Source organism: Lonepinella sp. MS14436 (assembly GCF_042470565.1).
Taxonomy (GTDB): Bacteria; Pseudomonadota; Gammaproteobacteria; order Enterobacterales; family Pasteurellaceae; genus Lonepinella.
Map to the genome: position 1 here is coordinate 1,769,770 of NZ_CP170385.1, position 26,743 is coordinate 1,796,512.

The 26,743-nt window shown below is 38.1% G+C and carries 26 protein-coding genes; 14 read left to right on the plus strand and 12 right to left on the minus strand.

What is annotated here, in order from left to right; translation table 11 throughout:
* Positions 1 to 22: 22 nt before the first annotated feature.
* Positions 23 to 229 carry a cation transporter gene (locus O1Q81_RS08565; RefSeq protein ID WP_386697089.1) on the minus strand — a complete coding sequence of 69 codons (207 nt, stop codon included), beginning with the start codon at positions 227 to 229 and terminating at the stop codon, positions 23 to 25.
* A 257-nt stretch (positions 230 to 486) separates the two neighbouring features.
* Between O1Q81_RS08565 and O1Q81_RS08570 the strand changes: the two genes are divergently transcribed.
* From O1Q81_RS08570 to modD, 6 genes are all read left to right on the plus strand, one after another.
* Positions 487 to 1,683, plus strand: coding sequence for an acetate kinase (locus O1Q81_RS08570; protein WP_386686979.1), 1,197 nt, complete (start codon positions 487 to 489; stop codon positions 1,681 to 1,683).
* A 73-nt stretch (positions 1,684 to 1,756) separates the two neighbouring features.
* Positions 1,757 to 3,895 carry a phosphate acetyltransferase gene (gene pta, locus O1Q81_RS08575; RefSeq protein ID WP_386697090.1) on the plus strand — a complete coding sequence of 713 codons (2,139 nt, stop codon included), beginning with the start codon at positions 1,757 to 1,759 and terminating at the stop codon, positions 3,893 to 3,895.
* 162 nt (positions 3,896 to 4,057) lie between these two features.
* Positions 4,058 to 4,801: a molybdate ABC transporter substrate-binding protein gene (gene modA / locus O1Q81_RS08580; RefSeq protein ID WP_386697093.1), complete on the plus strand. Its 744-nt coding sequence runs from the start codon at positions 4,058 to 4,060 to the stop codon at positions 4,799 to 4,801.
* Entirely contained in the window at positions 4,773 to 5,567 is a 795-nt protein-coding gene (locus tag O1Q81_RS08585) for an ABC transporter permease (RefSeq protein WP_386686985.1), read from the plus strand. The genes modA and O1Q81_RS08585 overlap by 29 nt, the downstream gene beginning before the upstream one ends.
* A gap of 3 nt (positions 5,568 to 5,570) precedes the next feature.
* Positions 5,571 to 6,182, plus strand: a complete 612-nt coding sequence (locus O1Q81_RS08590) for an ABC transporter ATP-binding protein (RefSeq protein WP_386697094.1) — start codon at positions 5,571 to 5,573, stop codon at positions 6,180 to 6,182.
* The gene (gene modD, locus O1Q81_RS08595) at positions 6,179 to 7,024 is read left to right on the plus strand and encodes a ModD protein (protein WP_386686989.1); all 846 of its coding nucleotides are present in this window, start codon (positions 6,179 to 6,181) and stop codon (positions 7,022 to 7,024) included. Before O1Q81_RS08590 ends, modD begins: the two co-directional genes overlap by 4 nt.
* 71 nt (positions 7,025 to 7,095) lie before the next feature.
* On the opposite strand, the gene celB is transcribed toward modD, so the two are convergent.
* Genes celB through O1Q81_RS08625 form a run of 6 tightly spaced genes read right to left on the minus strand, consistent with a single transcriptional unit; the run spans position 7,096 to position 13,023 of the window.
* On the minus strand, positions 7,096 to 8,433 hold the full coding sequence (gene celB / locus O1Q81_RS08600; protein ID WP_386686991.1) for a PTS cellobiose transporter subunit IIC: 1,338 nt from the start codon (positions 8,431 to 8,433) through the stop codon (positions 7,096 to 7,098).
* Complete coding sequence (locus O1Q81_RS08605) at positions 8,430 to 8,921, minus strand: hypothetical protein (protein WP_386686993.1); 492 nt, start codon at positions 8,919 to 8,921, stop codon at positions 8,430 to 8,432. Before O1Q81_RS08605 ends, celB begins: the two co-directional genes overlap by 4 nt.
* A 3-nt stretch (positions 8,922 to 8,924) precedes the next feature.
* Positions 8,925 to 9,251, minus strand: a complete 327-nt coding sequence (locus O1Q81_RS08610; protein WP_386686995.1) for a PTS lactose/cellobiose transporter subunit IIA — start codon at positions 9,249 to 9,251, stop codon at positions 8,925 to 8,927.
* Between the two features lie 9 nt (positions 9,252 to 9,260).
* Positions 9,261 to 11,255, minus strand: a complete 1,995-nt coding sequence (locus O1Q81_RS08615; RefSeq protein WP_386697096.1) for a BglG family transcription antiterminator — start codon at positions 11,253 to 11,255, stop codon at positions 9,261 to 9,263.
* Between the two features lie 16 nt (positions 11,256 to 11,271).
* On the minus strand, positions 11,272 to 11,586 hold the full coding sequence (locus tag O1Q81_RS08620) for a PTS cellobiose transporter subunit IIB (RefSeq protein ID WP_386686999.1): 315 nt from the start codon (positions 11,584 to 11,586) through the stop codon (positions 11,272 to 11,274).
* Positions 11,587 to 11,598: 12 nt separating this feature from the next.
* A complete protein-coding gene (locus tag O1Q81_RS08625; RefSeq protein ID WP_386697099.1) occupies positions 11,599 to 13,023 on the minus strand; it encodes a 6-phospho-beta-glucosidase in 1,425 nt (474 codons plus the stop codon).
* Between the two features lie 234 nt (positions 13,024 to 13,257).
* On the opposite strand from O1Q81_RS08625, the gene prfC reads away from it, so the two are divergent.
* The 5 genes from prfC (at position 13,258) to O1Q81_RS08650 (ending at position 18,023) form a co-directional block, all read left to right on the plus strand.
* Entirely contained in the window at positions 13,258 to 14,838 is a 1,581-nt protein-coding gene (gene prfC / locus O1Q81_RS08630) for a peptide chain release factor 3 (RefSeq protein WP_386697102.1), read from the plus strand.
* Positions 14,839 to 14,896: 58 nt separating this feature from the next.
* Positions 14,897 to 15,397 carry a sigma-70 family RNA polymerase sigma factor gene (locus tag O1Q81_RS08635; protein WP_386687005.1) on the plus strand — a complete coding sequence of 167 codons (501 nt, stop codon included), beginning with the start codon at positions 14,897 to 14,899 and terminating at the stop codon, positions 15,395 to 15,397.
* Between the two features lie 9 nt (positions 15,398 to 15,406).
* A complete protein-coding gene (locus tag O1Q81_RS08640) occupies positions 15,407 to 15,586 on the plus strand; it encodes a zf-HC2 domain-containing protein (protein ID WP_386687007.1) in 180 nt (59 codons plus the stop codon).
* Between the two features lie 72 nt (positions 15,587 to 15,658).
* Positions 15,659 to 16,675: a UDP-glucose 4-epimerase GalE gene (gene galE, locus O1Q81_RS08645; RefSeq protein ID WP_386694491.1), complete on the plus strand. Its 1,017-nt coding sequence runs from the start codon at positions 15,659 to 15,661 to the stop codon at positions 16,673 to 16,675.
* A gap of 64 nt (positions 16,676 to 16,739) precedes the next feature.
* Entirely contained in the window at positions 16,740 to 18,023 is a 1,284-nt protein-coding gene (locus O1Q81_RS08650; protein ID WP_386697104.1) for an AmpG family muropeptide MFS transporter, read from the plus strand.
* Between the two features lie 105 nt (positions 18,024 to 18,128).
* On the opposite strand, the gene argG is transcribed toward O1Q81_RS08650, so the two are convergent.
* The 5 genes from argG to hemA form a co-directional block, all read right to left on the minus strand.
* Complete coding sequence (gene argG / locus O1Q81_RS08655) at positions 18,129 to 19,463, minus strand: argininosuccinate synthase (protein WP_386690623.1); 1,335 nt, start codon at positions 19,461 to 19,463, stop codon at positions 18,129 to 18,131.
* Positions 19,464 to 19,599: 136 nt separating this feature from the next.
* Positions 19,600 to 19,803: a glycine zipper 2TM domain-containing protein gene (locus tag O1Q81_RS08660; protein ID WP_386687014.1), complete on the minus strand. Its 204-nt coding sequence runs from the start codon at positions 19,801 to 19,803 to the stop codon at positions 19,600 to 19,602.
* 60 nt (positions 19,804 to 19,863) lie between these two features.
* Positions 19,864 to 20,676 carry an SDR family NAD(P)-dependent oxidoreductase gene (locus O1Q81_RS08665; protein ID WP_386697107.1) on the minus strand — a complete coding sequence of 271 codons (813 nt, stop codon included), beginning with the start codon at positions 20,674 to 20,676 and terminating at the stop codon, positions 19,864 to 19,866.
* A 52-nt stretch (positions 20,677 to 20,728) separates the two neighbouring features.
* Positions 20,729 to 21,589 carry a phosphoribosylaminoimidazolesuccinocarboxamide synthase gene (locus tag O1Q81_RS08670; protein ID WP_386687018.1) on the minus strand — a complete coding sequence of 287 codons (861 nt, stop codon included), beginning with the start codon at positions 21,587 to 21,589 and terminating at the stop codon, positions 20,729 to 20,731.
* A 97-nt stretch (positions 21,590 to 21,686) separates the two neighbouring features.
* Positions 21,687 to 22,997 (minus strand): glutamyl-tRNA reductase, encoded by a 1,311-nt coding sequence (gene hemA, locus O1Q81_RS08675; protein WP_386697109.1) that lies wholly within the window; start codon positions 22,995 to 22,997, stop codon positions 21,687 to 21,689.
* 186 nt (positions 22,998 to 23,183) lie between these two features.
* Here hemA and O1Q81_RS08680 point away from each other — a divergent pair, with 186 nt between their 5' ends.
* From O1Q81_RS08680 to fhuB, 3 genes are read left to right on the plus strand one after another with little or no spacing between them, the layout of a single operon-like run.
* Positions 23,184 to 23,960 (plus strand): ABC transporter ATP-binding protein, encoded by a 777-nt coding sequence (locus tag O1Q81_RS08680; RefSeq protein WP_386697111.1) that lies wholly within the window; start codon positions 23,184 to 23,186, stop codon positions 23,958 to 23,960.
* 11 nt (positions 23,961 to 23,971) lie between these two features.
* The gene (locus O1Q81_RS08685) at positions 23,972 to 24,826 is read left to right on the plus strand and encodes an iron-siderophore ABC transporter substrate-binding protein (RefSeq protein WP_386697114.1); all 855 of its coding nucleotides are present in this window, start codon (positions 23,972 to 23,974) and stop codon (positions 24,824 to 24,826) included.
* Positions 24,820 to 26,730, plus strand: a complete 1,911-nt coding sequence (gene fhuB / locus O1Q81_RS08690) for a Fe(3+)-hydroxamate ABC transporter permease FhuB (protein WP_386697117.1) — start codon at positions 24,820 to 24,822, stop codon at positions 26,728 to 26,730. The genes O1Q81_RS08685 and fhuB overlap by 7 nt, the downstream gene beginning before the upstream one ends.
* Positions 26,731 to 26,743: the final 13 nt, after the last annotated feature.

The window sequence follows — 26,743 nt, forward strand, 5'->3', positions numbered from 1 at the left end:
GGATTTTGTTGTGTTGGTAGATCTATTTTGGGTCAGCAAGTTGGGCTTGATACCCCACATCAACAATTGCATCAATTAAGGTTTGAGCAGATACTTCTCCGATTACTGTCGCTTGCGTTAAACTCACCTCAGCACGTTCTACCCCCGAGATTTTTTCTAAGGTTTGTTTCACGTTTTTTACGCAATGTTGGCAAGAAAGATCTTGTAAGTTTAAATTTATCGTGGTCATGTTTTCGCTCTATTAAGAAATAAAAATATTAGACTAGAATACTCCCTTTTATCCAATAAAAAAAAGGAAATTTACACCGCACTTTATAAAAAATGTTTAAACTTTCAACTTTTTTTGATAAAGATTACTTTTTTCTACGCTTAATAATTTATTTTATCGCCAAAAAAGTGTATTCTATAGCACATCATAACTTTTAAAACGTCTATTCAGTGTTTGCTGAATACCTTCTAACTTCAACCCTTAATATAGGTTAATTTATGTCAAAATTAGTTCTTATCTTAAACTGTGGTAGCTCATCTTTAAAATTTGCTATCTTAGATCCTGTTTCTGGTGACGAAAAATTATCAGGTTTAGCCGAAGCATTTTATCTTCCAGAAGCTCGTATTAAATGGAAAATTCACGGAGAGAAAGGCAACGCAGATTTAGGTGCGGGTGCGGCTCACAGCGAAGCATTGAAATTTATTGTTGAAAATGTATTAACCCAAGAATTAAAAGACAGCATTGTAGCGATTGGTCACCGCATTGTTCATGGTGGTGAGAAATTTACTTCATCAGTTATCGTCACAGATGAAGTGGTGAAAGGTATTGAAGATGCCATTCAATTTGCACCGTTACACAACCCTGCCCACTTAATCGGTATAAAAGAAGCGTTCAAAATTTTCCCACATTTAAAAGACAAAAATGTCGTGGTATTTGACACTGCATTCCATACCACCATGCCAGAAGAAGCCTACTTATACGCATTGCCATACTCACTTTACAAAGAACATGGTATTCGCCGTTATGGTGCTCATGGTACTAGCCATTATTTTGTTAGCCGTGAAGCAGCAAAACGTTTAGGTGTTGCCGAAGATAAAGTGAATGTTATCACTTGCCATTTAGGTAATGGTGGTTCTGTGTCTGCTGTTCGTCATGGTGAATGTATTGATACCTCAATGGGCTTAACCCCATTAGAAGGTTTGGTTATGGGTACACGTTCTGGTGATATTGACCCAGCAATCGTGTTCTATCTATACAGAAACTTAGGTATGTCAATGGATCAAGTGGAAGAAACCTTAGTGAAAAAATCAGGTTTATTAGGTTTAACTGAAGTGACTAGCGATTGCCGTTATGCCGAAGATAACTATGAGAAAGAAGAACCTGCCAAACGTGCATTAGATGTCTATTGCTACCGTTTAGCCAAATACATTGGTTCATACATGGCAGTGATTGGTGAACGTTTAGACGCTATCGTGTTTACTGGCGGTATCGGGGAAAATTCTGCTCACGTCCGTGAAATCACCTTAAATCACTTAAAATTATTTGGTTATAACATAGACATTGAGAAAAACTTAGCGGCTCGTTTTGGTAAAGACGGTATTATCACTAAAGATAATACGCCAATCGCTATGGTAATCCCAACCAATGAAGAATTAGTCATCGCACGAGATACAGCTCGTCTTTGCATAAAATAATTAAATAAACAACTGCCGATAATTATCGGCAGTTTGCTTTTTCACTCAACATTCTCTCAAATTAGGAAATATTATGTCACGAACTATTATTCTTATCCCAATCAGTAGCGGAGTTGGTTTAACTAGTGTTAGTCTGGGTTTAATTCAAGCGCTTGAACAAAAAGGTACCAAAATTGGTTTTATCAAGCCTATTTCGCAACCTAGCAGTGGTGAAGACAAATTAGATCGCACAACTTCTATTGTACGTACCAGTACAAGTATCGAAACCGCTGAACCTTTTATGTTAAGCATTGCCGAAAATTTAATTGGTCAGAATCAAACAGATGTACTTTTAGAAAAAATTGTTGAACAGCACCAACAATTAAGCAAAAACAATGAAATCGTTATTGTAGAAGGGTTAATTCCGACTAGAAAAAATTCTTATGCCGACAGAATTAACTATGAAATTGCTCAAGCCTTAGATGCAGAAATTATTTTAGTGGCTGCACCTGCGACAGATACACCGAATCAATTAAAAGAACGTGTTGAAGCAGCGGCAGCATCTTTTGGTGGAAAATCTAACCCTAACCTACTTGGGGTCGTCATTAACAAATTCAATGCTCCTGTTGATGACAGTGGTCGCACCCGTCCTGATTTAACGGAGATTTTTGATTCATACCAACATAGCCACAACCAAGCTGGCGAAGTGTATCGCTTATTCGCCACCAGTCCAATTAAAGTATTAGCTTGTATTCCTTGGTCAGCAGAATTAATCGCCACCCGTGTTATCGACTTGGTCAAACATCTCGGTGCTGCTATTCTCAACGAGGGGGAAATTACGACTCGCCGTATTCGTGGTATTACTTTCTGTGCAAGAGCATTACAAAATATGGTAGAACATTTCCGCACAGGAAGTTTATTGGTCACTTCCGCCGATAGACCTGATGTATTAACTGCTGCGGCTTTAGCGGCAACTAACGGCATTGAATTAGGCGGTATTTTATTAACCGGTGGTTACAAAATTGATAGCCAAATTACTAAATTATGCCAACGTGCCTTTGAAACCACAGGATTACCAGTTTTCCGTATTGAAGGAAGTACTTGGCAAACCGCATTAAATCTACAAAGTTTCAATTTAGAAGTCCCCGTTGACGATAAAGAACGAATTGAAAATATTAAACAATACACCAGTCAACAATTTGATACTGATTTTATTAATCAAATTGCGGAGGGTTCCTCACGAATTCGTCGTTTATCACCACCAGCGTTCCGTTTCCAATTAACCGAATTAGCTCGTGTGGCGAAAAAACGCATTGTGTTACCCGAAGGTGATGAACCTCGTACCATTAAAGCTGCAGTGCTTTGTGCAGAACGTGGTATTGCAGAATGTATCTTATTAGCTAACCCAGCAGATGTTCAACGTGTAGCTGAAGCACAAGGTGTAACATTGGGTAAAGGCATCACGGTAATTGACCCAACCTCAGTACGAGAAAACTATGTGGCTCGTTTAGTGGAATTACGTAAAGCCAAAGGCATGACAGAAACCTCAGCTCGCGAGCAGTTAGAAGATAATGTTGTGTTAGGAACCATGATGTTAGAAGCTAACGAAGTAGATGGTTTAGTATCTGGTGCCGTGCATACCACAGCGAATACCATTCGTCCACCAATGCAAATCATCAAAACTGCCCCAGGTAGCTCTATTGTATCTTCGATCTTCTTTATGTTGCTACCAGATCAAGTGTTAGTTTATGGTGACTGTGCGGTGAACCCAGATCCAAATGCGGAACAATTAGCGGAAATCGCCATTCAATCCGCTGATTCAGCCAAAGCCTTTGGTATTGAACCGAAAGTGGCAATGATCTCTTACTCAACGGGTACATCAGGTTCAGGTGCAGATGTTGAAAAAGTGAAAGAAGCCACTCGCATTGCCAAAGAAAAACGCCCTGATTTAATCATTGACGGTCCATTACAATATGATGCCGCTGTTATGGAAGATGTGGCAAAATCCAAAGCACCAAATTCCCCTGTAGCAGGTAAAGCAACGGTATTCATCTTCCCTGATTTGAATACAGGTAATACGACATACAAAGCAGTGCAACGCTCTGCGGATTTAGTATCTATTGGTCCAATGTTACAAGGTATGCGTAAACCAGTGAACGACTTATCTCGTGGTGCATTGGTTGATGATATTGTGTACACCATCGCATTAACAGCAATTCAAGCGACACAATAATGAAAAATTAAGTTATTTTCCACCGCACTTTGAGTAATCAGATTAAAGTGCGGTGTTTTTTTACTCAATTTTTAACTAATGAAAACCTTTTGAAGTTTTCTCTAATTCTTTGTAGAATGATATATATAACGCTATTCTATTCATAAAATTAAGGAAAATCTCATGAAAGTCTCTTTATCTCTCTTAGCATTAACACTTGGTTTTACTGCCACAGTATCTGCAGCTGAATTACACCTGTATGCTGGGGCTGGTTTAAAATCACCAGTAGAAAAAATTATTAAACAATTTGAAACACAAACCAACAATAAAGTCACTGTCGAATATGCAGGATCAGGTCAGTTATTAGCTCGTTATCAAACCACCCAACAAGGTGATTTGTATTTACTCGGTTCTGCCGACTATGTAGAAAAATTACAACAAACAGGTGACGTGATTGAATCAGCACCATTAGTCTTACATATCCCCGTCATGGCAGTACGTAAAGACAAAGCCGATGGCATTGATTCCTTGAAAGCTCTCGCAGAAAGTAATTTACGTATTGGTATTGGTGATAGCAAAGCGATGGCATTAGGTAAAGGTGCAGAAAAAATATTGGCACTTTCTGGTTATGAAAAAGCGTTAAATGAAAAAGTGGTAGTAAAAGCGGGAACAGTAAAACAATTAATGCTTTATTTGCTCAACGGTGATGTTGATGCTGCTGTCGTTGGGCGTTCAGGTGCGTGGAAAGAAAAAGATAAATTAGTGATTTTGGACAATCCAAAAGGTACGCCTGAAGAAAAAGTGACCATCGCTACCTTAAAAACCAGTCAGCACCCAAAAGAAGCTAAACAATTATTAGACTTATTCAAATCTGCTGAAGGAGTGAAATACTTCACTGATGAAGGTTTCTTACCGATCGCCCAATAGTTTGAGTTTATATTTCGCCCTTATCCCATTGGCATTATTGTTATGTATCGTGGTTGGGGCGATTTTATCCTTAACCAGTAAGCTCAATCAGCATTTTCTCATTGAAATTCTAACGGATAAAGAACTCTATTTTGCCTTGGGAATGTCGCTGAGTAGTTCAATCATTTCACTTTTGTTGGCAATGATCATTGCTATTCCGAGTGCTTGGGTGATGAGCCAAAAAACCTTACCTTGGCAAAAAGTGATCGATACCCTACTCGATCTCCCTATGGTTTTACCCCCATTAGTGGCAGGATTAAGCCTACTGTTATTATTTAATCGTCAAGGTATTGTGGCAACTTGGTTCCCCATCGTCAGCGATTGGGTATTTAGCCCAGTGGGGATCATTATTGCTCAAACCTATATTGCAAGTTCCATTTTATTACGTAGTGCAAGGGGGGCATTTGCCAATTTTGATATAGGCTACCGCTTAACCGCTTATAATCTTGGACTCACCCCTTGGCAATCTTTAATCAAAGTGGAATTGCCTATGTGTTGGAAACCCTTATTAAGCGGTACAATCTTAGCTTGGGCAAGAGCGATTGGGGAATTCGGTGCAACCTTAATGTTAGCAGGTGCTACTCGCTTTAAAACGGAAACCTTGCCAATGGCAATCTATTTAAATATCGCCAGTGGTGATTTTGAAATTGCCATTGGTGCATCATTATGGCTTTTAGTGATTTCCGCCTTGTTATTACTCTTATTACGCAATCTCAATCGGCAATAGTCAATGTTAAACATTCAAGATTTAACTGTCGGTATTTTAAACCGACTAAACTTACATATTCAACCCAATGAATGTGTCGCTATCTTAGGTAAATCAGGCAGTGGTAAAACAACCTTGCTTAATGCTATCGCAGGCTATCTTGAGTATCAAGGTAACATCATTTTGGCTAGACAAAATATTAACCGACTTCCCCCTTGGCAACGTCAATGTCGTTATTTAAATCAACGGCTTTATTTGTTTCCACATAGAACGGTCAATGAAAATTTAGCCTTAGCACAGGGTACACACATTTCCTTGACAGAACAAATAGATTTGTTGCAACAGTTGGGTATTGAACATTTAATTGATCGTTATCCGCATCAAATCTCGGGGGGCGAACAACAACGGGTCGCACTGGCGAGAGTATTAATCAGTTATCCTAAATTATTGTTACTCGATGAACCTTTTTCTTCTCTTGATTGGGATACTCGTACCCAAATGTGGCAAATCATTAAACAAATAAAAACGCAATTTTCACTCACCATTTTAATGGTCACGCACGAACCGAAAGAAGCCGACTATCTGGCGGAACGTGCTATCTCTATCCACCATGGAACACTCAAGGAAACGCTATGATCTATTTTTCTGAACCAGAACTCGATAATTTTTTACTTGAAGATATTTATCGTGGTGATTTAACCACACATTGCTTAGATATTGGAAAAAAACCTGCTCGTATGTCATTTACACGTAAAAAAGCAGGTGTGGTAGCGGGTATTAATGTCGCATTACGTTTATTAACCAAATTGCATATTCAAGCTAATGCCTTTGTTCAAGATGGCGATGAAGTAACAGCGGGAACGCTACTTATTCAAGCAGAAGCCCAAGCCGATCAACTTCATCAAGCATGGAAAGTAGTACAACTGGTATTAGAGTGGAGTTGTGGTGTGGCACAATATACCGCAGAAATGGTGCAAAATGCCAAAGCGATAAACCCTAATGCCGTGGTGGCTTGTACGCGAAAAAGCATCCCTAACACCAGAAAATTAGCCACTGCTGCCGTGCTAGCTGGCGGTGGACATATTCACCGTCAAGGACTCAGTGAAACCCTTTTAGTCTTTACCAATCACCGTAATTTATTGGACGAACCAGAGAATTACATTGATATTGTGGCAACATTACGCCAACAAGCCCCTGAAAATAAAATCACCCTTGAAGCGGATAATTTAGCCCAGTGTCAAGCCATGTTATTGGCGAATCCTAATATTATTCAATTAGATAAATTTAGTTCAGATGATGTCAAAGCTGCTTTAGAGCTTAAGCAACAACTCAAATCTAATGTGATGTTATCCGTAGCAGGTGGGGTAAATAAAAATAATGTTGCGGATTTTGCTAAATTAGGTATTGACTTATTTATTACTTCTGCCCCTTATTATGCGATGCCAGAAGATATAAAAGTCATGATTGAGAAAAGATAAAAAAATGTTGTTATTTTATACCGCACTTTTATCAAAAATCGTTAAAAAAGTGCGGTATTTTTTTATGACGTTTACTGACTAACTTGTTCTGCTGCCTGTTCTTCTGTTGCTAATTTATTGTCATACACCTTAACAAACGGCAGATAAATTAACCAAGATACTAAAACACAAGATAATGCCAATGCTGCGGCACGCCAATCACCTGCTGTACCAATAAATGCACCAATACCAGCTGGAGATGGCCAAGGTACATTAGCAATTATTGGATTCACCCAATGTAATTTAATTGACCAATATGCCATAGACGCAGTCACCATTGGCGAAAGGAAAAATGGTATAGCTAAATATGGGTTATATACGATTGGTAAGCCAAAGATAATTGGCTCATTAATATTAAATATGCCTGGTGCAATAGACGCTTTGCCTAAAATCCGTAATTGTTGTGAACGAGCAAGAAAGGCTATAAATAAAGTTAGTCCCAATGTACCACCAGATCCACCAAGAAATACAAAACTATTGTAAAATTCACCTGCAAAAGGAATATTCGCTCCGTTTGCATTAGCTTGCAAATTACTTAATACAATTGGCACTAAAAAGGAACTAATAATATTGGCTCCATGAATCCCCACAATCCATAAGGCATGAATTAAGAAGAAAATCACCATCAACCCTAGCCAACTGTTAGCGATGTCGGTAACAAAAGCAAATGGAATGGCAATCACTTTAAAAATATCTGTACCAAATGCGATAAAGCCACCGTTAATCACTAATACCACTACTGCTACCGCAAAGGCTGGAATTAATGCCGTGAATGAGCGAGCAACACCTTCAGGTACAGCTTCTGGCATCTTAATTACCCAATTACGTTTCACGCAAAAACAGTAAATTTTCACCGTTAACAAAGACATAATAATTGCCGTAAAAATCCCTACCGTTCCCATACGATCAGGTCCACTGCCACCAATTACCCAACCATTAATGGTGGTGGCATCGGAAAATAACTGAATCCGACCATCTGCATAAAAAAGTTCTGGAATACATAAAAAGAAAGCAAATAAAGCAAGTAAGGCACCATTTAACGGTGAAACGTTGATCTCATCTTCCTGTTCATGAATTTTGGTATATTCATAGCCAATCACAATCACAAAATATAGAGCCAATAGCCCCATCGTTGATTTATAAACTAAAATATAAAGATCACTTATTCTAAAGAACGTTTCATCGAAGAAATCTCGCAGAAACGTAAAGGTTTCAGGAAGTACATTAAAGACAAGGAAAAATGAGCCAACAATAGTAAACGTAATACTAGCGATCCCTGCTGCCATAATCGCTCGTACTGATTTAAAGGCGGCTATTTTTGCCATAGGTCCCATTAAATATTTTTCTAACAGTTGAAATATGCCGTTCATAGGGAATTTCCTTCTAAGTTAAGTTGTTGTTCATAAGCCATTATGCGTTGATAATGTGTATCTTTATTTGCACGGATTGTGTTTAATTTTTTTAACACCAATAGCGTTAATATTATTACTACACCAAAATACCCCTCTAAAATACGAGTTTGATGGTTTTGGACAAAAGGAAATAACTGTTTTTCATAAGGTGTTAAACAAATCAACATGAGTAAACTATAACCCACTAGTAGGAATTGAAAAATCCTGCTAGTTAATGGTGCCGCTGTGTTATGTTTATAATACATTTTAACTTGTTCAAAACTGGCTATTCCAAGCAAGCTTAATATTAGCAACGGTACAAATAGAAAAGTAGCTTGAGATAAAAACATAGCACAGCACCAAACTAAAGTTGAGAAAAACAAAAATGCTGTTGTATAACGCACAAATAAAAAGCGATTAAAATACAAGGAACGTAAAATCATTTGTTGTTTATGCGGTGTTACCATAAGTTATTCCTTATTTGCCATTTTCTGATGTAGTACCAAAAATTCCAATGCCAATTCATGTAATAACATTGTGGACATTAGATGATCTTGCGCATGCACCATAATAATTTCCATCGGAATCACTTTGCCACAAGCATAATCTTTCAATAAATTAGTTTGTGATTTATGTGCTTCTAATAAATTCTGGTTGGCTTCATCTAATTGTTGTCGAGCTTGTACAAATTCTCCGCCTTTCATTAGATCTAATGCTTGATGAATTAGATTTCTGGCATCGCCACTATGTACAATAATTTCAAAAGCCACTACCTGTAATTCGTTTTCATCTTCCATACCAAACTCCTAAATTAATAATGAAAATAATTGAATAAACTGATTAAAATCTTGACACTGAATTAATTGCTGTTGTAAATACTCGTCTTCGGTTAACTTTACAATCGCCGAAGTGATCTGTTTTAATTCCGCATTGCCATATTGAGATGGTGAAATTAAAAATACTAATTGAATTTGTTGATGCAGTTTATCCCAAACTAATGTTTGTGGAATAATCCCTACTGCCACTTTACTTTGTTCTCCCACAGGTTTAATTGGGTGTGGCACAGCAATATATTGACTAAATACCACGGAACTTAATCTTTCCCTTTGCTTTATTTGTTCTAGCATTCTACGTGGATATTTTTCGGTTTCATTGTATGCACAATGCTGCACTAAGGTTTCAATCACTTCTTCTTTACTGGCAGAATTATTAAACCGTATAAAATAATTCTCATTAAAAAAGTTAGATAATAAGAGTTGTTTATTTTGTATAATTTCTAGCTTCTCAATTTCTTCTATTGGGATAAATTTACTAGTTTGTACAAGATCTTTACTTTTAATTTGTTTAATCATATTTCTGATCTGATCAAATTCATCATTTTTCAGAAAAATACTAGAATGTACCACTGGCACTTTAAACACTAAATTAGATAAATCTATAGAAGACACAATAAAATCAATATCTGCTAAAATCTGATCATTAAGTTCATAATAACTCACTACATCTTTAATAATTAAGCTATCATTAAATTCATATTCCAAGCGGTTCTTAATAAATTGTGCAGAACTATAACCTGTAGTACAAACCACTAGAACTTTTAATTTTTTCTTATTCTGATAACGTTCAATGGCAGCCAAAATATGTAACGCTAAATAAGAATATTCATCATTAGAAACGTTAATACCCTGAAAATCAGAAAATTCATCAAAATATTTACATACTAATTGAAAAATATCTTGATAATTCTGCATAATTTCCTGACAAAGTGGATTTTCTACAGTAATATTATTTTTTAATCTGGTAATCAATAATTGTAGATGCTGTGAAATAGCATTGATTAATACTTCATCATCTACAATTTGAATATGTAAGGCTTGTTCAATTTTTATAATAATCTGTTTAATTTCTGCGGTTTTCTGTTCTATTTGAGAGAGTTTATTTTCTAATCGCTTTCCCTTGGCAAGTAAATGTAAAGCAATGTAATCAATTTCTGAGCGAGGAAATTGAATGTTATTTTCAGCTCTTATACGATCAATAATATTTTCTGCCACCATGCGTTCTATAAAATAATCATCAAGCTCATCAGGCTGAATGTTTATATTAAGTTTATGCCCTGTTTTTATACGATTAATGGCAAGTAAAATATGCAAAGCTAAATTTTGTAATATAAAATCCGCTAAATATAGTTTTCCTTTTCTACATTCTTCAATAATGATTTGTAGAAGGTTCTCAAAACGTATTTCATCTATAAAAATCGTATTGCCAATATAACGATTAATCGCATTACCAAAATCTTTCTTAAAAAAGTAATCCATGATAAATGCACGATAATCCTGCTCATGCCCTACTATACTTACGCCCTGATTGGCTTTACTGGTAATAGTTAAATGATAGGGTTTAATCAGATCACTAATCTCTTTGAAATCTGCAGAAAGAGTGGAACGGCTAACAAATAATTCTTGTTCAAGGTCATCAAATAAAAGATAAGGTTGACTAAAGAATAATTTATTCAAAATATACTTCTGTCTATCTTGTTTACTTTCAATTCTTTTATTTTGTTTTTTCAAATTCAACTGCAGTTGAAATTCACTTAGATTTTTAATCACTAATTGATAACCTAATCCTTGTTTGGCAACAAGTTCCGCACCATATTTAGGTAAATCTATTGTAATGTTCTTAATATAGCTACGAATAGTACGGTCAGAGTAGTTTAGATGACTTGCAAGTTGATTGCTGGTAACAAAACTATCTTGATGTTCAAATAAATATTGTAAAATAGCAATTTCTTTTTTATTAAACATACTCTGACCTTATAGGTTAGATTTTTTCTAACACTAAATTAGCTAATTTTTCAATGCCCATTGGAATAGGCACATAGGCTTGTGGTGGAATACTTTCCACAGGTTTTCCAGCTTTTTTTCCCAATTCAGTAAATTTTGCTAAATACATTTTGGTTTGTGGGCTAATTAAATACAAATCAAAACTGCCAGATTCAATCGCTTTTTGCCCCTCAGTCGCTGAAACAGCATCGATTTCAATATCATGTCCTTTGGATTTAAAAAAATCTGTGGTTTTCTTCGCCATTAAAGATGAAGACATGCCTGCGGCACAAATAATTAATGCTTTTTTCATAGTCTATTTTCCTTATAAATGTTCACCATTGCTTTGAATAACTTGTTGATACCAATAAAACGATTTTTTACGAGAACGTTCAAGGCTGCCTTTACCTTGATTATCCTTATCTACATAAATAAACCCATAGCGTTTTTTCATTTCACCAGTTCCCGCCGAAACTAAATCAATACAGCCCCAAGGGGTATAACCCATTAAATCTACACCGTCTTGTTCCACTGCTTGTTTCATGGTTTGAATATGAGCTTTTAAATAATCAATGCGATAATCATCATGTACCATGCCATCATCACTGATTTCATCAATAGCACCAAAGCCATTTTCCACAATAAATAACGGAAGACGATACATATCGGTTAAATAATTTAAAGAATAACGTAAGCCTATAGGATCAATTTGCCATCCCCATTCTGAACGTGGTACAAATTGGTTAGTAACCAAATCAGCACTTTCGTCAAAATCAAAATAAGTATTTTCCTTATGATAACGAGTGGCAAAAGACATATAATAACTAAAGCCAATATAATCCACTGTACCCGCTAATAGATCGACTTGATCTTGCTCAGTAAAATCAATATAAATATTTTTGCGTTGCCAATAATTTAAAATATAGGCTGGATATTTTCCACGTACATGCACATCGGCAAAATAAAACCGCTTTTGCATCGCTTTTTGCGAAAACAGTACGTCTTCTGGTTTACAGGTTTCAGGATAAATTGGGCTAAATTGAATCATACAACCCACTTTTAAATCAGGATTAATTTCATGAGCAATTTTTACCGCACGACTACTTGCCACTAATTCATAATGGGCGGCTTGATACATAATAGCTTCTCGATCATCACCGTCTTTGAATACTAATCCCGAATTAGTGAAAGTAGTAAAATCACGATTAAAATTGGCTTGATTATTAATTTCATTAAAGGTCATCCAATATTTGACTTTTGAATGGAAACGCTCAAAACAAGCTCGAGCAAAACGTTCAAAAAATTCAATTAATTGACGATTACGAAAACCACCATATTGAGTTACTAAATGATAAGGTATCTCAAAATGTGAAAGGGTAACTACTGGCTCAATACCATATTTTAAGCATTCATCAAATAAATCATCATAAAATTGCAAGCCTGCTTCGTTGGGCTGACTCTCATCACCTTGTGGAAAAATGCGTGTCCAAGCAATAGATGTACGAAAACATTTAAACCCCATTTCCGCAAATAAAGCAATATCTTCTTTATAACGATGGTAAAAATCGATAGCTTCATGATTTGGATAATATTTACCAGCTACCACGCCATCCGTGATCTCTCGTTCTACTCCATTTGCTCCTGCGGTCATAACATCAGCAACACTTAATCCTTTATTACCCTCTTTCCAACCACCTTCTAATTGATGAGCAGCAACCGCCCCACCCCATAAGAAATTTTTTGCTAACATAACATTCTCCCGATGAATTGATTGACAATTATCATCATAATCACTTCAGGAAAAATGTACATAGCGAAATTTTCCGTATTGATACGGAAATAACTTGTATTTTTTATTTAAAACTTTTTGTTCTTCAAACATACCAAATCCCTTCTTTGTTTCTAACTATTTTAATTACTTGCACCCACAACCAAAATCAACGACAATAAGTAATTAATTTTATTCTATTTACATGAAACAAAAATGACCTATCTACAACAAGTAAACAAACGCCGCACTTTTGCGATTATTTCTCACCCCGATGCGGGGAAAACCACCATTACGGAAAAAGTGTTACTCTATGGAAATGCGATTCAAACCGCAGGTTCAGTGAAAGGCAAAGGCTCGCAGGCTCACGCCAAATCCGACTGGATGGAAATGGAAAAGCAACGGGGAATTTCGATTACCACTTCTGTAATGCAATTTCCGTACAACGATTGTTTGGTGAATTTGCTCGACACCCCGGGACACGAAGATTTCTCGGAAGATACCTACCGCACTTTAACCGCGGTGGATAGCTGTTTAATGGTAATTGATAGCTCAAAAGGGGTGGAAGAACGGACAATCAAGTTAATGGAAGTGACCCGTTTGCGTGATACACCGATTATCACCTTTATGAACAAACTCGACCGTGATATTCGCGATCCAATGGAATTGTTGGACGAAGTGGAAAATGTGTTGAAAATCCATTGTGCACCGATTACTTGGCCTATCGGTTGCGGCAAGCTGTTTAAAGGGGTGTATCATTTATATAAAGATGAAACCTATTTATACCAAACAGGGCAAGGGCATACCATTCAAGAAGTTCGCATTATCAAGGGTTTAAATAACCCTGAATTGGATCAAACCGTGGGCGAAGATTTGGCTCAGCAGTTGCGTGATGAACTGGAACTGGTGCAAGGTGCATCTAATGAATTTGATCACGATTTGTTTATTAATGGCGAACTCACGCCTGTTTATTTTGGGACGGCATTAGGTAATTTCGGTGTGGATCATTTCTTAGATGGGCTAACTCAATGGTCGCCAGCACCGCAGCCACGTCAAGCGGACACTCGCTTGGTGGAAAGTGCGGAGGAAAAATTCAGCGGTTTTGTGTTCAAAATTCAAGCCAATATGGATCCAAAACACCGTGACCGCGTGGCGTTTATGCGAGTGGTATCGGGTAAGTATGAAAAAGGCATGAAACTTCGCCACGTGCGTATCGGTAAAGATGTAGTGATTTCCGATGCCTTGACTTTTATGGCAGGGGATCGAACCCACGCTGAAGAAGCCTACGCAGGCGACATTATCGGCTTGCATAACCACGGCACCATTCAAATTGGTGATACCTTTACCCAAGGGGAAGATCTGAAATTTACAGGGATTCCGAACTTCGCCCCTGAATTATTCCGCCGTATTCGTTTGAAAGATCCGCTTAAACAAAAGCAATTACTCAAAGGCTTGGTACAACTTTCCGAAGAAGGAGCGGTGCAAGTGTTTCGTCCGTTAATAAACAACGATTTAATTGTTGGTGCAGTGGGTGTGTTACAGTTTGATGTGGTGGTTTCTCGGTTGAAATCCGAATATAACGTGGAGGCCATTTACGAAAATGTGAATGTGGCAACGGCTCGTTGGGTGGAATGTGCTGATGTGAAAAAATTTGAAGAATTTAAACGCAAAAATGAGCAAAATTTAGCCTTAGACGGTGGCGATAATTTAACCTATATTGCCCCAACCATGGTAAATCTGAATTTAGCTCAAGAACGTTATCCTGATGTGACATTTTTTAAAACGAGGGAACATTAATTTGCAAGCTACACCATCGTTAATACAATCAGAACAACTCGCTGAAATAAGAGAGCAAATGTTGAAATTTGCACTACTTCAACTGCGAGATATGACCATTGCAGAAGATATGGTGCAAGAAGCCTTATTAAGTGCGGTGAAAAATATTGATAGTTTTCAACGTCAATCCGCATTGAAAACATGGATTTTTGCTATTCTGAAAAATAAAATTATTGATTATTTACGTCAAAAAGATCGTTTTGTACTTGAAAGTGACCTTGTGGATGATGATGAAGAAAATAACCAATTTTTCGATCAAAATGGTCATTGGAAAACAGAATATTATCCTGAAAGCTGGCAAGAAAACGCAGTTTATTCAGATGAATTCTGGCTATTATTTGAAACCTGTTTAACTCATTTACCAGCTAAACAAAGCCGTGTTTTTATGATGCGAGAATATTTAGATTTTTCTGCTGATGAAATTTGCCACGAAGTAAATATCACCAGTGGAAACCTACATATCTTACTGTATCGAGCGAGATTACAGTTACAACATTGTTTAGCGACCAAATTAAATTAGGAATGAAAAATGAAATGTTTACAAATTACTAAACTTATTTCTGATGCTCAAGAGCGAGAGCTTAATTTTAATGAGAAAATAGGTGTGAAAACGCATGTAATACTGTGTACTCATTGCCGTGCATTTCAATTACAATGCAAACAATTACACCAACTGATGAAACAATTTGCTGGCAATAAACCTCAATAATTCGATTATTACTTTATCAAACAAGATAACGGATTTATACTATCTACAGCACATCAACAGAAGGAAAATATTATGGCAATTTTAGTCACTGGTGGAGCGGGTTATATCGGCTCACATACTGTCGTTGAATTATTCAATGCCAACAAAGAAGTAGTTGTATTAGACAATCTGTGCAATTCTTCGGAAAAATCCCTTGAACGGGTTGCTCAAATTACAGGTAAACAAGCCAAATTTTACCAAGGTGATATTTTAGATAGTGCATTATTACAACAAATCTTTGCTGAAAATAACATTGAATCAGTGATCCATTTTGCTGGTTTAAAAGCTGTCGGTGAAAGTGTACAGAAACCTATTGAGTATTATCGCAATAACGTGGTGGGTTCATTAAATTTAATTGAACAAATGCGTAAAGCAGGCGTGTGGAATTTTGTATTTAGCTCATCTTCTACGGTTTATGGCGATCCTGACGTTATTCCTGTGACGGAAGATTGTAAAGTAGGTGGTACAACTAACCCTTATGGCACATCAAAATTAATGGTAGAACAAATGCTAACCGATATTGCTAAAGCGGAACCGAAATTTAGCATTACGCTCTTGCGTTATTTTAACCCTGTTGGAGCGCATGAAAGTGGTTTAATCGGTGAAGATCCGAATGGTATTCCAAATAATTTAATGCCTTATATTGCTCAAGTGGCTGTGGGTAAATTAAAAGAATTATCTATTTTTGGTAATGATTACAATACACCTGATGGCACCGGTGTACGTGATTATATTCACGTTGTTGACCTTGCCATTGGACACGTTAAAGCCTTAGCTCGTCATGAAAATGATGGTGGATTACATATTTATAATTTAGGTACTGGCGTAGGTTATTCTGTATTAGATATGGTGAAAGCCTTTGAACAAGCGAATAATATCGTTGTTCCATATAAATTTGCACCTCGCCGTGCGGGTGATATTGCTGAAAATTACGCTGATGCAAGCCGTGCTTTAAAAGAATTAGGCTGGAAATCAGAACGTGATTTGAATGCCATGATGCGAGATACGTGGAATTGGCAGAAAAATAATCCGCAAGGCTATAAAGACTAATTAATCATAAAAGTGCGGTAAAAAACACCGCACTTTTCCATTCGAATTTCATTATATTTTAACTATGCCAAATAAATCTTCCGTTCTCTCACAAATTTTTAGTCGCAATATGCTGATCTGTATTTTTACAGGTTTCAGCTCGGGGTTGCCTTTTTATATTCTAATTTCCTTATTACCGATTTGGCTACGCTCCGAACAGGTGGATTTAAAAACCCTTGGTTATTTCACCGCGGTTACTCTCCCTTTTACATGGAAATTTTTATGGTCGCCTTTGCTTGACCGTTATTCAATGCCTTTTCTTGGTCGTCGTCGTGGTTGGATTTTGGTTTCACAAATTCTGTTATTAATCTCAATGGCTTTATTTGGTTTTATTTCCCCACATACCAATCAAGGATTAACTTTAATTGCTGGTTTGGCAACACTGTGTTCCTTTTTCTCCGCCAATCAAGATGTTGTGCTTGATGCTTACCGCCGAGAAATTTTATCGGATGAAGAATTAGGGCTAGGCAATTCCATTCACGTCAATGCTTATCGAATTGCAGGTTTAGTACCAGGATCACTTTCCTTAATTTTATCCGATTATCTCCCATGGCAAACTGTCTTTATCATTACTGCTCTGTTTATGTTACCTGGTATTTTTATGACCTTATTTATTAGCCGTGAACCCAAAATTGAGTTAAATTCGCACCGCACTTTAAAAGATAATGTGATTGAACCGTTTAAAGAATTTTTTAATCGTAAAGGAATTTGGTCAGCATTGGCTATTTTAGCGTTTATTTTTCTCTATAAACTCGGTGATAGTATGGCAACAGCTCTGATTTCACCGTTCTATTTAGATATGGGTTTCAGCAATAGCCAAATCGGTCTTGTAGCAAAAAATGCTTCGCTTTGGCCTATGGTGATCGCAAGTATTATTGGTGGCATTGTTATGCTAAAAATTGGGATTAATAAAGCATTATGGTTATTTGGTGTAGTGCAGATCATTACGATTCTGGGTTTTGCATGGCTCGCTAAACAAGGTCCCTTTGAACAAATTGGCACTTATGAGCTATTCGCTCTTAGCTTAGTTATTGCTGCAGAATACATCGGTATTGGGTTAGGAACATCTGCTTTTGTTGCATTTATGGCGAGAGAAACCAATCCGCTTTATACAGCAACACAACTTGCCTTATTCACCAGTTTATCAGCGTTGCCAAGAGCAACTCTCAATACACAAGCTGGTACCTTAATTAATTGGTTAGGTTACTATGATTATTTTTGGCTCTGTTTCTTCCTTGCCATTCCAGGTATGCTTTGCTTGATTTGGATTGCTCCTTGGCGACAAAAATCCGTCAATACTCTCTCTTAAAGTAATGGTCATAAGGTCAAAATATTTCTCACTTTATATCAATAAAAAAGGTTGATTGTAATTATTAACATAATTAAAACCAACCTTTTGATCGACTCTATTTTTTTATTTATCTTTTAACTGTGGTAAAGCCACTTCTTTAGTTACAGACAATAAACCCGTATTTGCATAAATACCTAACTTATCTCTTGTATCTAAAATATCTAAATTACGCATGGTTAATTGACCAATACGATCTACTGGGTTAAATGGTGCATTTTCCACTTTTTCCATACTTAAACGTTCTGGGTGATAAGTCATATTTGGTGATGACGTATTTAAGATTGAGTAATCATTACCACGGCGTAATTCTAATACCACTTCACCTGTCACAGCTTTAGCAACCCAACGTTGAGCTGTTTCACGTAACATTAAGGCTTGTGGATCAAACCAGCGACCTTGATATAATAAACGTCCTAAACGTAAACCGTTAATACGATATTGTTCAATAGTGTCTTCATTATGAATAGAAGTTACCAAACGTTCATAAGCAATATGGAATAATGCCATTCCTGGTGCTTCATAAATACCACGAGATTTTGCTTCAATAATACGGTTTTCAATTTGGTCTGACATACCTAAACCGTGACGACCACCAATACGATTTGCTTCTAAAAAGAGTTCTACCACATTACTAAATGTTTTACCATTTAATGCCACTGGCACGCCTTCTTCAAAACGCACGGTAACTTCTTCAGCTTTGACTTCTACATCTTCACGCCAGAATGGTACACCCATAATTGGATTAACAATACGAATACCACGGCTTAAAAATTCTAAATCTTTTGCTTCATGTGTTGCACCAAGCATATTAGAATCCGTTGAATAGGCTTTTTCTACTGACATTTTGTAGTTAAACCCATTGGCAATTAAAAATTCTGACATTTCATGACGACCACCCAATTCGTGAATAAATTGATCATCTAGCCAAGGTTTATAAATTTTTAGATTTGGATTAGTCAACAAACCATAACGGTAAAAACGTTCAATATCATTACCTTTAAAGGTTGAACCATCTCCCCAAATATTGACATTATCTTCTTTCATCGCCGACACAAGCATGGTACCAGTTACCGCTCGACCTAATGGTGTGGTATTAAAATACGTAATACCGCCCGTTGAAACATGGAATGCCCCCGCTTGAATTGCAGCAATACCCTCGTGTGCTAATTGGCTACGACAGTCAATTAAACGTGCAATCTCTGCACCATATTCCATTGCTTTTTTAGGGATCGCATTGTAATCATCTTCATCAGGTTGACCTAAATTTGCGGTATAAGCATAAGGTACTGCACCTTTTTGACGCATCCATAATAAAGCTGCACTAGTATCTAAACCGCCTGAAAAGGCAATACCCACTTTTTGACCAAGGGGAAGATTTTGTAAAATTGTGTTTGACATGGTTGTTCCTATTTTTAAGGTTTTAATTCGACTGATTATTATTGATTAAATCATTAGATTTTTCAACTATAATAATCATGACAAGAAATCTTTCTCACATAAAAAAAGATCCGCATCTGCGGATCTTTCTAAATCATTATTTATTCACTTGGCTACCAATTAAGCCACCTAAGGCTGCCCCCCCAAGGGTTGCACCAGTTGAGTTGCCAATAACATTACCAGCTACCCCACCAACAGCTGCACCGATAGCAGTGTTTTTTTGGGTTCTTGTCATATTACTGCATGCGGCAAGCGAACCTGCAATAAAGACAATGATAACGAATTTTGCGATGTTTTTCATCTCATACTCCTTAATAAATTAACAAACTCATCATTAAGACTATGCAAAATAGAAAAAGTTCTATTGCGATTGCCCTAACATAGTATAAGGATCGGGATATTGATATACAAAATCCAATTCCTGACAGATTTTATCTGCCACAATAATCCGTTGAGCATCCGACTCACTACAAACAAAGTGCGGTGGATTTATACCAAGTTTTTCTGCCACAAATTGATAATATTGTTTTCTGGTTGGGTGTTGCGGAGCAACTAAATGATAAAGTCGATGACCACTTGGCGTTTCCAATAAACTTTGTACAGCTCGAGAACAGTCCTCTAAATGAACTAAATTCACGGGGCTATTACCTTGCTCAAAGTTTTTCCCACTCATAGAATAAACAGGATGGCGATCTTCACCAATTAATCCCCCAAAACGTACAATATCTACATCAATATCCTGTAGGGTAAAAAGCATTTGTTCTATTTCATATAAGGGTGATTGAGGTGGCTGGCAACTTTCATCAAATTGCCCTGTTTGCAGTGGCAAAATAGAGGTAGAACTGATAAAAACAATATGATTAATACCGCAAAGTAATGCTTCATTCACAAGATTCTCAATACCTTGCATATAACTTTCTGCATCAAAAAAATAATCACTGGGTGGAATATTAATAACTAGGCTATCCACTGAAAGTAAAGCGTTCAAATCATCAGGATCGGCATTAATCTCGGGATCTAATTGTAATTGGTAGGCTTCCAAACGCCATAAACGCATTTCTTCTACCCCCTCTGGCGTACGTTTACTGCCTTTAACTTCCCAACCCAGATTACGTAGATCTCTCGCTAAAGGCAAACCAAACCAGCCTAAACCAATAATTGCTACCGACCTCATGATATTCCTTCGTCTTTTGTAAAGGGCATATTGTATCTGCCCTTACCTCATTCTATTTGGTTAATAAATCCAATGCTTCTTGATATTTCGCCACGGTTTTCTCAATCACGTCCGCTGGCACTTTCGGGGCTGGCGGTTGTTTATTCCAACCACTTTGTTCTAACCAATCCCGCACAAATTGCTTATCAAATGACGGTGGATTAGTGCCTTCTTGATACGTATCAACAGACCAAAAACGGCTGGAATCTGGGGTTAATACTTCGTCCATCAAGGTCAAAGTACCATTCTCATCTAAGCCAAATTCAAATTTGGTGTCACAAATAATAATCCCTTTGGTCAACGCATAAGCCGCCGCTTCTTTATACAAGGCAATCGCTGCATCACGTACTTGAGCCGCTAATTCCGCCCCAATCTGACGTTCACACTCTGCATAGCTAATATTAATATCGTGATCGCCTACTTCTTCTTTGCTAGACGGTGTAAAAATCGGCTCAGGCAATTTACTCGCTTCCACCAAACCTTTTGGCAGTGCTAAACCACAAATCGTGCCTGTTTGTTTATAATCTTTCAAGCCCGATCCTGTCAAATAGCCACGCACAATACTTTCAATTTTAATTGGGGTTAAACGTTTACATACCACAGCACGATCTTTAATTAAATCCGCTTCGGCTTTGGGTAACACATCATACACCGTATCGCCTGTAAAATGGTTTGGCATAATGTGTGATAATTTATTAAACCAGAAATTAGAGATCTGCGTGAGAATTTCGCCTTTGCGTGGAATAGGATCATCAAGAATAACATCAAATGCTGACAGACGATCCGTTGCCACCATTAACATACGTTTGTCATCAATCTCATAAAGATCGCGTACTTTACCTGAATAAATTTTTTTTAAACTTAATTCTGCCATTCTGTTGCCCTTGCATTATAAAAAATAAAAACTGCGGTAAATTATACCGCAGTTTCCTAACAAAAAAAGCAAAGGGTTGTATTTTGTTGATAATTTTTTATTCTTCGCTTTCCACGCCCAACGCCTGCGAAAAACTCCGCAATCCTTTAGCATTTCCTGCCTTGACCATACCTGTCATGGCTTGGGTTGGTGAATGAATCAACTTATTCATTAATTTATAACTCAATTCTTGCAATACTAACTCAGCTTGTTCGCCTTGTTGCAAAGCGTTCAAGGCTTTTTCTAATAGATTCTGACGAGCTTGTTCAGCATTTTCGCGATAATGACGAATTAAATTAGAAAATTGATGCACTTTCAACCATTCAAAGAAATCCATACATTCTTGCTCAATAATTTGATTTGCCTGTGCAGCGGCTTTTTCACGTTGATCCTTATTATGCTGAATAATATTTTGCAAATCATCGACCGTATAATGATAAATGCTATCAAGCTCACCAACGCTTTCTTCTACATCTCGAGGAACCGCAATATCCACCAGCAACATTGGAGCATTACGCCGTTGTTTTTGTGCCACTTTTACCATGTCTTGGTTAATCAGAATATGCTCCGATCCTGTGGAAGAAATCACAATATCCGCTTGATTTAAGCCGTCCTGTAACTGTTCCAACGATATAATTTTAACCTGCTCACCTTGCTCCAGACGAGAAATCAAGGCTTCTGCACGAGATAAAGTGCGGTTAGAAATAATGATTTTTTTTACCCCATGACGTAACAAATGGCGACAGACCAATTCAATGGTTTCCCCCGCTCCCACCAGCAACACGGTCAAGGATTTTAACTGTTCAAAAATCTGCCGTGCTAAACTACAAGCCGCATACGCCACCGACACTGCACTTTCGCCGATATTGGTTTCGCTTCGCACTCGTTTTGCCACTGCAAAAGTTTTTTGGAATAGACGAGAAAATTCACTGGTGAAAACCGTATTTTGTTGGGTTAAATAATATTCTTCGCTGAATTGATAGGCTTGTTTTACTTGTCCTAAAATTTGTGGTTCACCTAAAATCAAGGAATCTAAACCACAAGCCACTGCCATTAAATGCTTTACCGCATTTTTATCTTGATGCAAATAAATGCAGGCTTGCAATTCAGTTAAATCCAGTTGATGAAATTGAGCAAACCAGCCTACCACTTGATCGAGAAAATCTTGCGTTTCATCAGGCGATAATTGCTTATTATGTAGATAAATTTCAGTTCGATTACAAGTAGATAAAATCACCGCACTTTGAGCCAGCTCTAACTGCTGAATTTGTCGCAAGGCAAGCTGACGTTTTTCTTGCGAAAACGCTACTTTCTCACGTAATCCCACTGTTGCGGTTTTGTGATTAATGCCTAGAACTAAAATTGTCACAGAAAAATGCCTAAAAAATATGAGAAATTGCTGATTTTTATCGCTAAAACCTTACTTGGAAACGTATTCTAACGGAAAAAAACATTAAAATATAGAACAATTATCTTTAATAGAAATCGTTTGCATTTTAAACAAAACCTGATTAAAATGCTCAATCTTTATTCAGGTGTTAATTTTAGGATTTTTGTGTTTCAATTAAATCAAGCCTCATTTTCAATTCCCACGGCGACAGGTATTCGTCAACTGCTTTCCCCTATTTCCTTACAATTTGAACTAGGCAAAGTATATGGCTTAATTGGACACAATGGGTCGGGTAAATCCACCTTAATCAAATTAATGGCTCGCCAGCAAAAATCTTCATCGGGGCAAATTCTGCTTAATAATCAAGCTATTGAACATTGGGGCAGTCGTGAATTTGCCCGTGAAGTGGCGTATTTGCCACAACATTTGCCCACCAATACCCAACTCACCGCCAGAGAATTAATCGCTCTCGGACGTTATGCGTGGAACGGTTTATTGAAAAGCAATCCACAGCAAGATCAAACTGCGGTGCAAAATGCCTTAGTTTTAACCCATACGGAGAAATTTGCCGATCAACAAATTGATGTGCTATCGGGTGGCGAACGTTCTCGCATTTGGCTGGCGATGTTGTTGGCTCAACAAAGCCGTTTTTTATTGCTTGATGAACCCTTGGCAGCGTTAGATATTGCCCATCAAGTGGAAGTGATGAAACTCATCAAAAAACTCAGTCGAGAGTTGGGCTTAGGCGTGGTGATCGTGATCCACGATGTGAATTTAGCGGCGGCATTTTGTGATGAATTGATCGCCTTACATTCAGGCAAACTGTTGGCTCAAGGCACGCCTGAACAACTCATTACCCCTGATTCTTTACAACAAATTTATGGTTTGCAATTAAATGTTATCGCTCACCCTAATACGCAAGCCCCAGTGGTTTTTTATTAAGGCGAAATGCGATGCTAAAAATCTTATTAAAAAGCCTGTTTATTTCCTTATTGAGCCTAAAGGTTTTGGCTCAAATACCTGTTGCCACCTTAGATTGGACGGTAGCAGAAACCCTGATCGCCTTGGATAATCCGCCCGTGGCGATTGGCGATAAACCGAGTTATCAACGTTGGGTCGGTGAGCCAAAACTACCTGCCAACACCCTTGATCTTGGTCTGCGGATGCAACCAAATAAAGAAATGCTGTCGCAAATCAAGGTGGATATGTTTATTAACAGCAATTTCTTTGCCAATTTAAGCTCAACCTTGCAACCGCTCGCCCCCACCCATTTAGTCAATTTTTATCAAGACGGCGATATTTGGCAAAATATGCAATATGCCACCCGACAAATCGGTGCGTTAATTTCGCAATCGGAAAACGCCGAAAAATTGATTGAACAAACTTTTGCCTATTTTGAACAGCTTAAAACCGAGCTTGAATCCTATCAACAACGCCCATTAGCGATTGTGCAATTTATTGACGCTCGCCATTTACGTTTTTATGGTCACCGTAGCTTATTTGGTGCGGTGATTGAAAAATTGGGATTTAGCAATGCTTGGCAACAGACTGGCGGTCTATGGGGATCGGAAAATTTGGCGATTACCGAACTCGCCAAATTGCCTGCCAACACCCGATTAATTGTGGTGAAGCCCCACCCTGCGAATGTAGAAAATGCGTTGCAATATAATTCGTTATGGCAACAGTTGAACTTGTCAAAAGATCCGTTAATTTTGCCTGCCACTTGGACATTTGGTGCATTGCCATCGGCTCGTATTTTTGCCGAACGTTTAGCCCAAGGATTAAAACAAGGCGGTGAATCATGGTAAAAAAACTGAATATCGCCCTTTGTTTCACCGCACTTTTATTGCTCAGTTGGCTCTCCCTATTGCAATTAAACGGCTCGGACGAATTTGCTACGCTGCTTTATAGCAACTACACCTTGCCCCGATTGGCAATGGCAATCTTAGCTGGGGCGGCATTGGGTTTAGCCAGCACCTTGTTACAGCAAGTGATTAACAATCCACTGGCATCGGATAATACCCTTGCGGTTAGCTCAGGATCGCAATTTGCCTTATTTATTCTCGCCATTTTTGCACCGCAGTTTCTTTCGCTCGGATCGGTGCTTATCGCTCTGATTGGGGCATTATCCGCCTTGGCGTTGGTTTTCTTGTTGGCGTGGCGACAAACCTTATCCCCCTTATTAATGATTTTGGCAGGGCTTGTGGTCAACCTGTATTTAGGCTCATTTTCCGCTGTGTTAATGTTATTTTACCCCGAAGAAAGCCGTGGTTTATTGTTGTGGGGAGCAGGATCCTTAGTGCAAGAAAGTTGGTATGATAGCTTGCAGTTGCTGTGGCAATTAGGGTTAGCCATCGTCTGCACGGCGTTATTACTCCGCCCGTTGCAAATTCTGACCTTAAACGACAGCAATGCGAAAAGTTTGGGCGTACCTGTCAATCTGATTCGTTTTGCAGGCGTAGTGATTTCCGCCTTTTTAGTGGCAATCGTAGTCAGCCGTGTGGGTATGTTAGGGTTTATTGGCTTGGCAGCCTCAAGCCTCGTACGACAATTTGCTCTGACCAATTTGCGTTCTCGCTTAGTGCTTTCTGCTTATTTAGCGGCGATGTTGCTGTTAATCACCGATCTCATTTTGCAACTGATTGACTATTATTGGCATACCCAACTGCCAACAGGGGCTTTCACTGCTTTACTCGGCACGCCGTTATTGCTGTGGTTAATGTTTAATATGAAACATAACGGACGTTTGCAAGGGGAACAGGATGCTATCGCTCGCCATAAAACTGCCACAAAATTCACCGCGGTTTTGCTGTTGAGCTTGATGTTATTCGCCATTTTTGTGGCGTTACTCTTTGGCAAATCTTCACAAGGTTGGCAATGGAATACGGCACTTTTATCCTTGCGTTATCCACGCGTAGTGGTCGCTATTTCCGCTGGCATTATGCTCGCTGTGGCTGGCACCTTATTACAACGTTTAAGCCATAACCCAATGGCAAGCCCTGAATTATTGGGCATTACCTCGGGAACGGCGTTTGGTATTTTACTGGTGATCTTTTTCGTTGCTGCCCCAACCCAAGGGCAATTTTGGCTGGCTGGCGTGATCGGGGCATTGTTGGTATTGAGCTTGATTATTGGGCTAAATTTACGCCACCAATTATTGCCCGAAAAAGTGCTATTAACAGGCATTAGCATTGCCGCCTTGTTTGATGCGGTACAACGTTTAGTGCTGGCATCGGGCGATTACAAATGGCAACAATTATTAGCCTGGACATCAGGATCCACCTATCAAGCTACGCCCGCCTTAGCCATTGGCTCGCTATTGTTGGCGTTGGTGTTATTTTTATTCAGTTTACCTTTGCACCGCTGGCTATCTTTGCTGGCGTTGCAAGACCCGACCGCTCAAGCCCTAGGCTTAAATTTAGCCAAAGTGCGGTGGATTTTAATGCTATTTTCTGCGGTATTAATCGCCGCCTCAACCTTGCTCATTGGAACGCTGAGTTTCGTGGGCTTGCTCGCTCCTCATCTGGCTCACTTCTTCGGTTGGCACAAACCCAAAGCTCAACTAAGTGGTGCGGTGTTATTGGGGGCAACGGTGATGATTGTTGCCGATTGGCTCGGTCGTCAAATTCTATTCCCTTATGAAATTCCTGCAGGTCTAGTAGCAACCCTACTGGGTGGCAGTTATTTCTTAGTGATGATGCGTAAAATGTAATTTAATCAACCCT

Coding starts and splice junctions, on each gene's coding strand:
- O1Q81_RS08570 (WP_386686979.1), top strand. CDS start 487: ATGTCAAAATTAGTTCTTATCTTAAACTGTGGTAGCTCATCTTTAAAA.
- O1Q81_RS08650 (WP_386697104.1), top strand. CDS start 16,740: ATGCCAAATAAATCTTCCGTTCTCTCACAAATTTTTAGTCGCAATATG.
- O1Q81_RS08605 (WP_386686993.1), bottom strand. CDS start 8,921: ATGGTAACACCGCATAAACAACAAATGATTTTACGTTCCTTGTATTTT.
- O1Q81_RS08625 (WP_386697099.1), bottom strand. CDS start 13,023: ATGTTAGCAAAAAATTTCTTATGGGGTGGGGCGGTTGCTGCTCATCAA.
- O1Q81_RS08610 (WP_386686995.1), bottom strand. CDS start 9,251: ATGGAAGATGAAAACGAATTACAGGTAGTGGCTTTTGAAATTATTGTA.
- pta (WP_386697090.1), top strand. CDS start 1,757: ATGTCACGAACTATTATTCTTATCCCAATCAGTAGCGGAGTTGGTTTA.
- galE (WP_386694491.1), top strand. CDS start 15,659: ATGGCAATTTTAGTCACTGGTGGAGCGGGTTATATCGGCTCACATACT.
- O1Q81_RS08620 (WP_386686999.1), bottom strand. CDS start 11,586: ATGAAAAAAGCATTAATTATTTGTGCCGCAGGCATGTCTTCATCTTTA.
- O1Q81_RS08660 (WP_386687014.1), bottom strand. CDS start 19,803: ATGAAAAACATCGCAAAATTCGTTATCATTGTCTTTATTGCAGGTTCG.
- celB (WP_386686991.1), bottom strand. CDS start 8,433: ATGAACGGCATATTTCAACTGTTAGAAAAATATTTAATGGGACCTATG.
- fhuB (WP_386697117.1), top strand. CDS start 24,820: ATGGTAAAAAAACTGAATATCGCCCTTTGTTTCACCGCACTTTTATTG.
- O1Q81_RS08565 (WP_386697089.1), bottom strand. CDS start 229: ATGACCACGATAAATTTAAACTTACAAGATCTTTCTTGCCAACATTGC.
- O1Q81_RS08585 (WP_386686985.1), top strand. CDS start 4,773: ATGAAGGTTTCTTACCGATCGCCCAATAGTTTGAGTTTATATTTCGCC.
- O1Q81_RS08635 (WP_386687005.1), top strand. CDS start 14,897: ATGTTGAAATTTGCACTACTTCAACTGCGAGATATGACCATTGCAGAA.
- O1Q81_RS08590 (WP_386697094.1), top strand. CDS start 5,571: ATGTTAAACATTCAAGATTTAACTGTCGGTATTTTAAACCGACTAAAC.
- O1Q81_RS08665 (WP_386697107.1), bottom strand. CDS start 20,676: ATGAGGTCGGTAGCAATTATTGGTTTAGGCTGGTTTGGTTTGCCTTTA.
- O1Q81_RS08640 (WP_386687007.1), top strand. CDS start 15,407: ATGAAATGTTTACAAATTACTAAACTTATTTCTGATGCTCAAGAGCGA.
- O1Q81_RS08685 (WP_386697114.1), top strand. CDS start 23,972: ATGCTAAAAATCTTATTAAAAAGCCTGTTTATTTCCTTATTGAGCCTA.
- O1Q81_RS08670 (WP_386687018.1), bottom strand. CDS start 21,589: ATGGCAGAATTAAGTTTAAAAAAAATTTATTCAGGTAAAGTACGCGAT.
- O1Q81_RS08615 (WP_386697096.1), bottom strand. CDS start 11,255: ATGTTTAATAAAAAAGAAATTGCTATTTTACAATATTTATTTGAACAT.
- prfC (WP_386697102.1), top strand. CDS start 13,258: ATGACCTATCTACAACAAGTAAACAAACGCCGCACTTTTGCGATTATT.
- modD (WP_386686989.1), top strand. CDS start 6,179: ATGATCTATTTTTCTGAACCAGAACTCGATAATTTTTTACTTGAAGAT.
- argG (WP_386690623.1), bottom strand. CDS start 19,463: ATGTCAAACACAATTTTACAAAATCTTCCCCTTGGTCAAAAAGTGGGT.
- modA (WP_386697093.1), top strand. CDS start 4,058: ATGAAAGTCTCTTTATCTCTCTTAGCATTAACACTTGGTTTTACTGCC.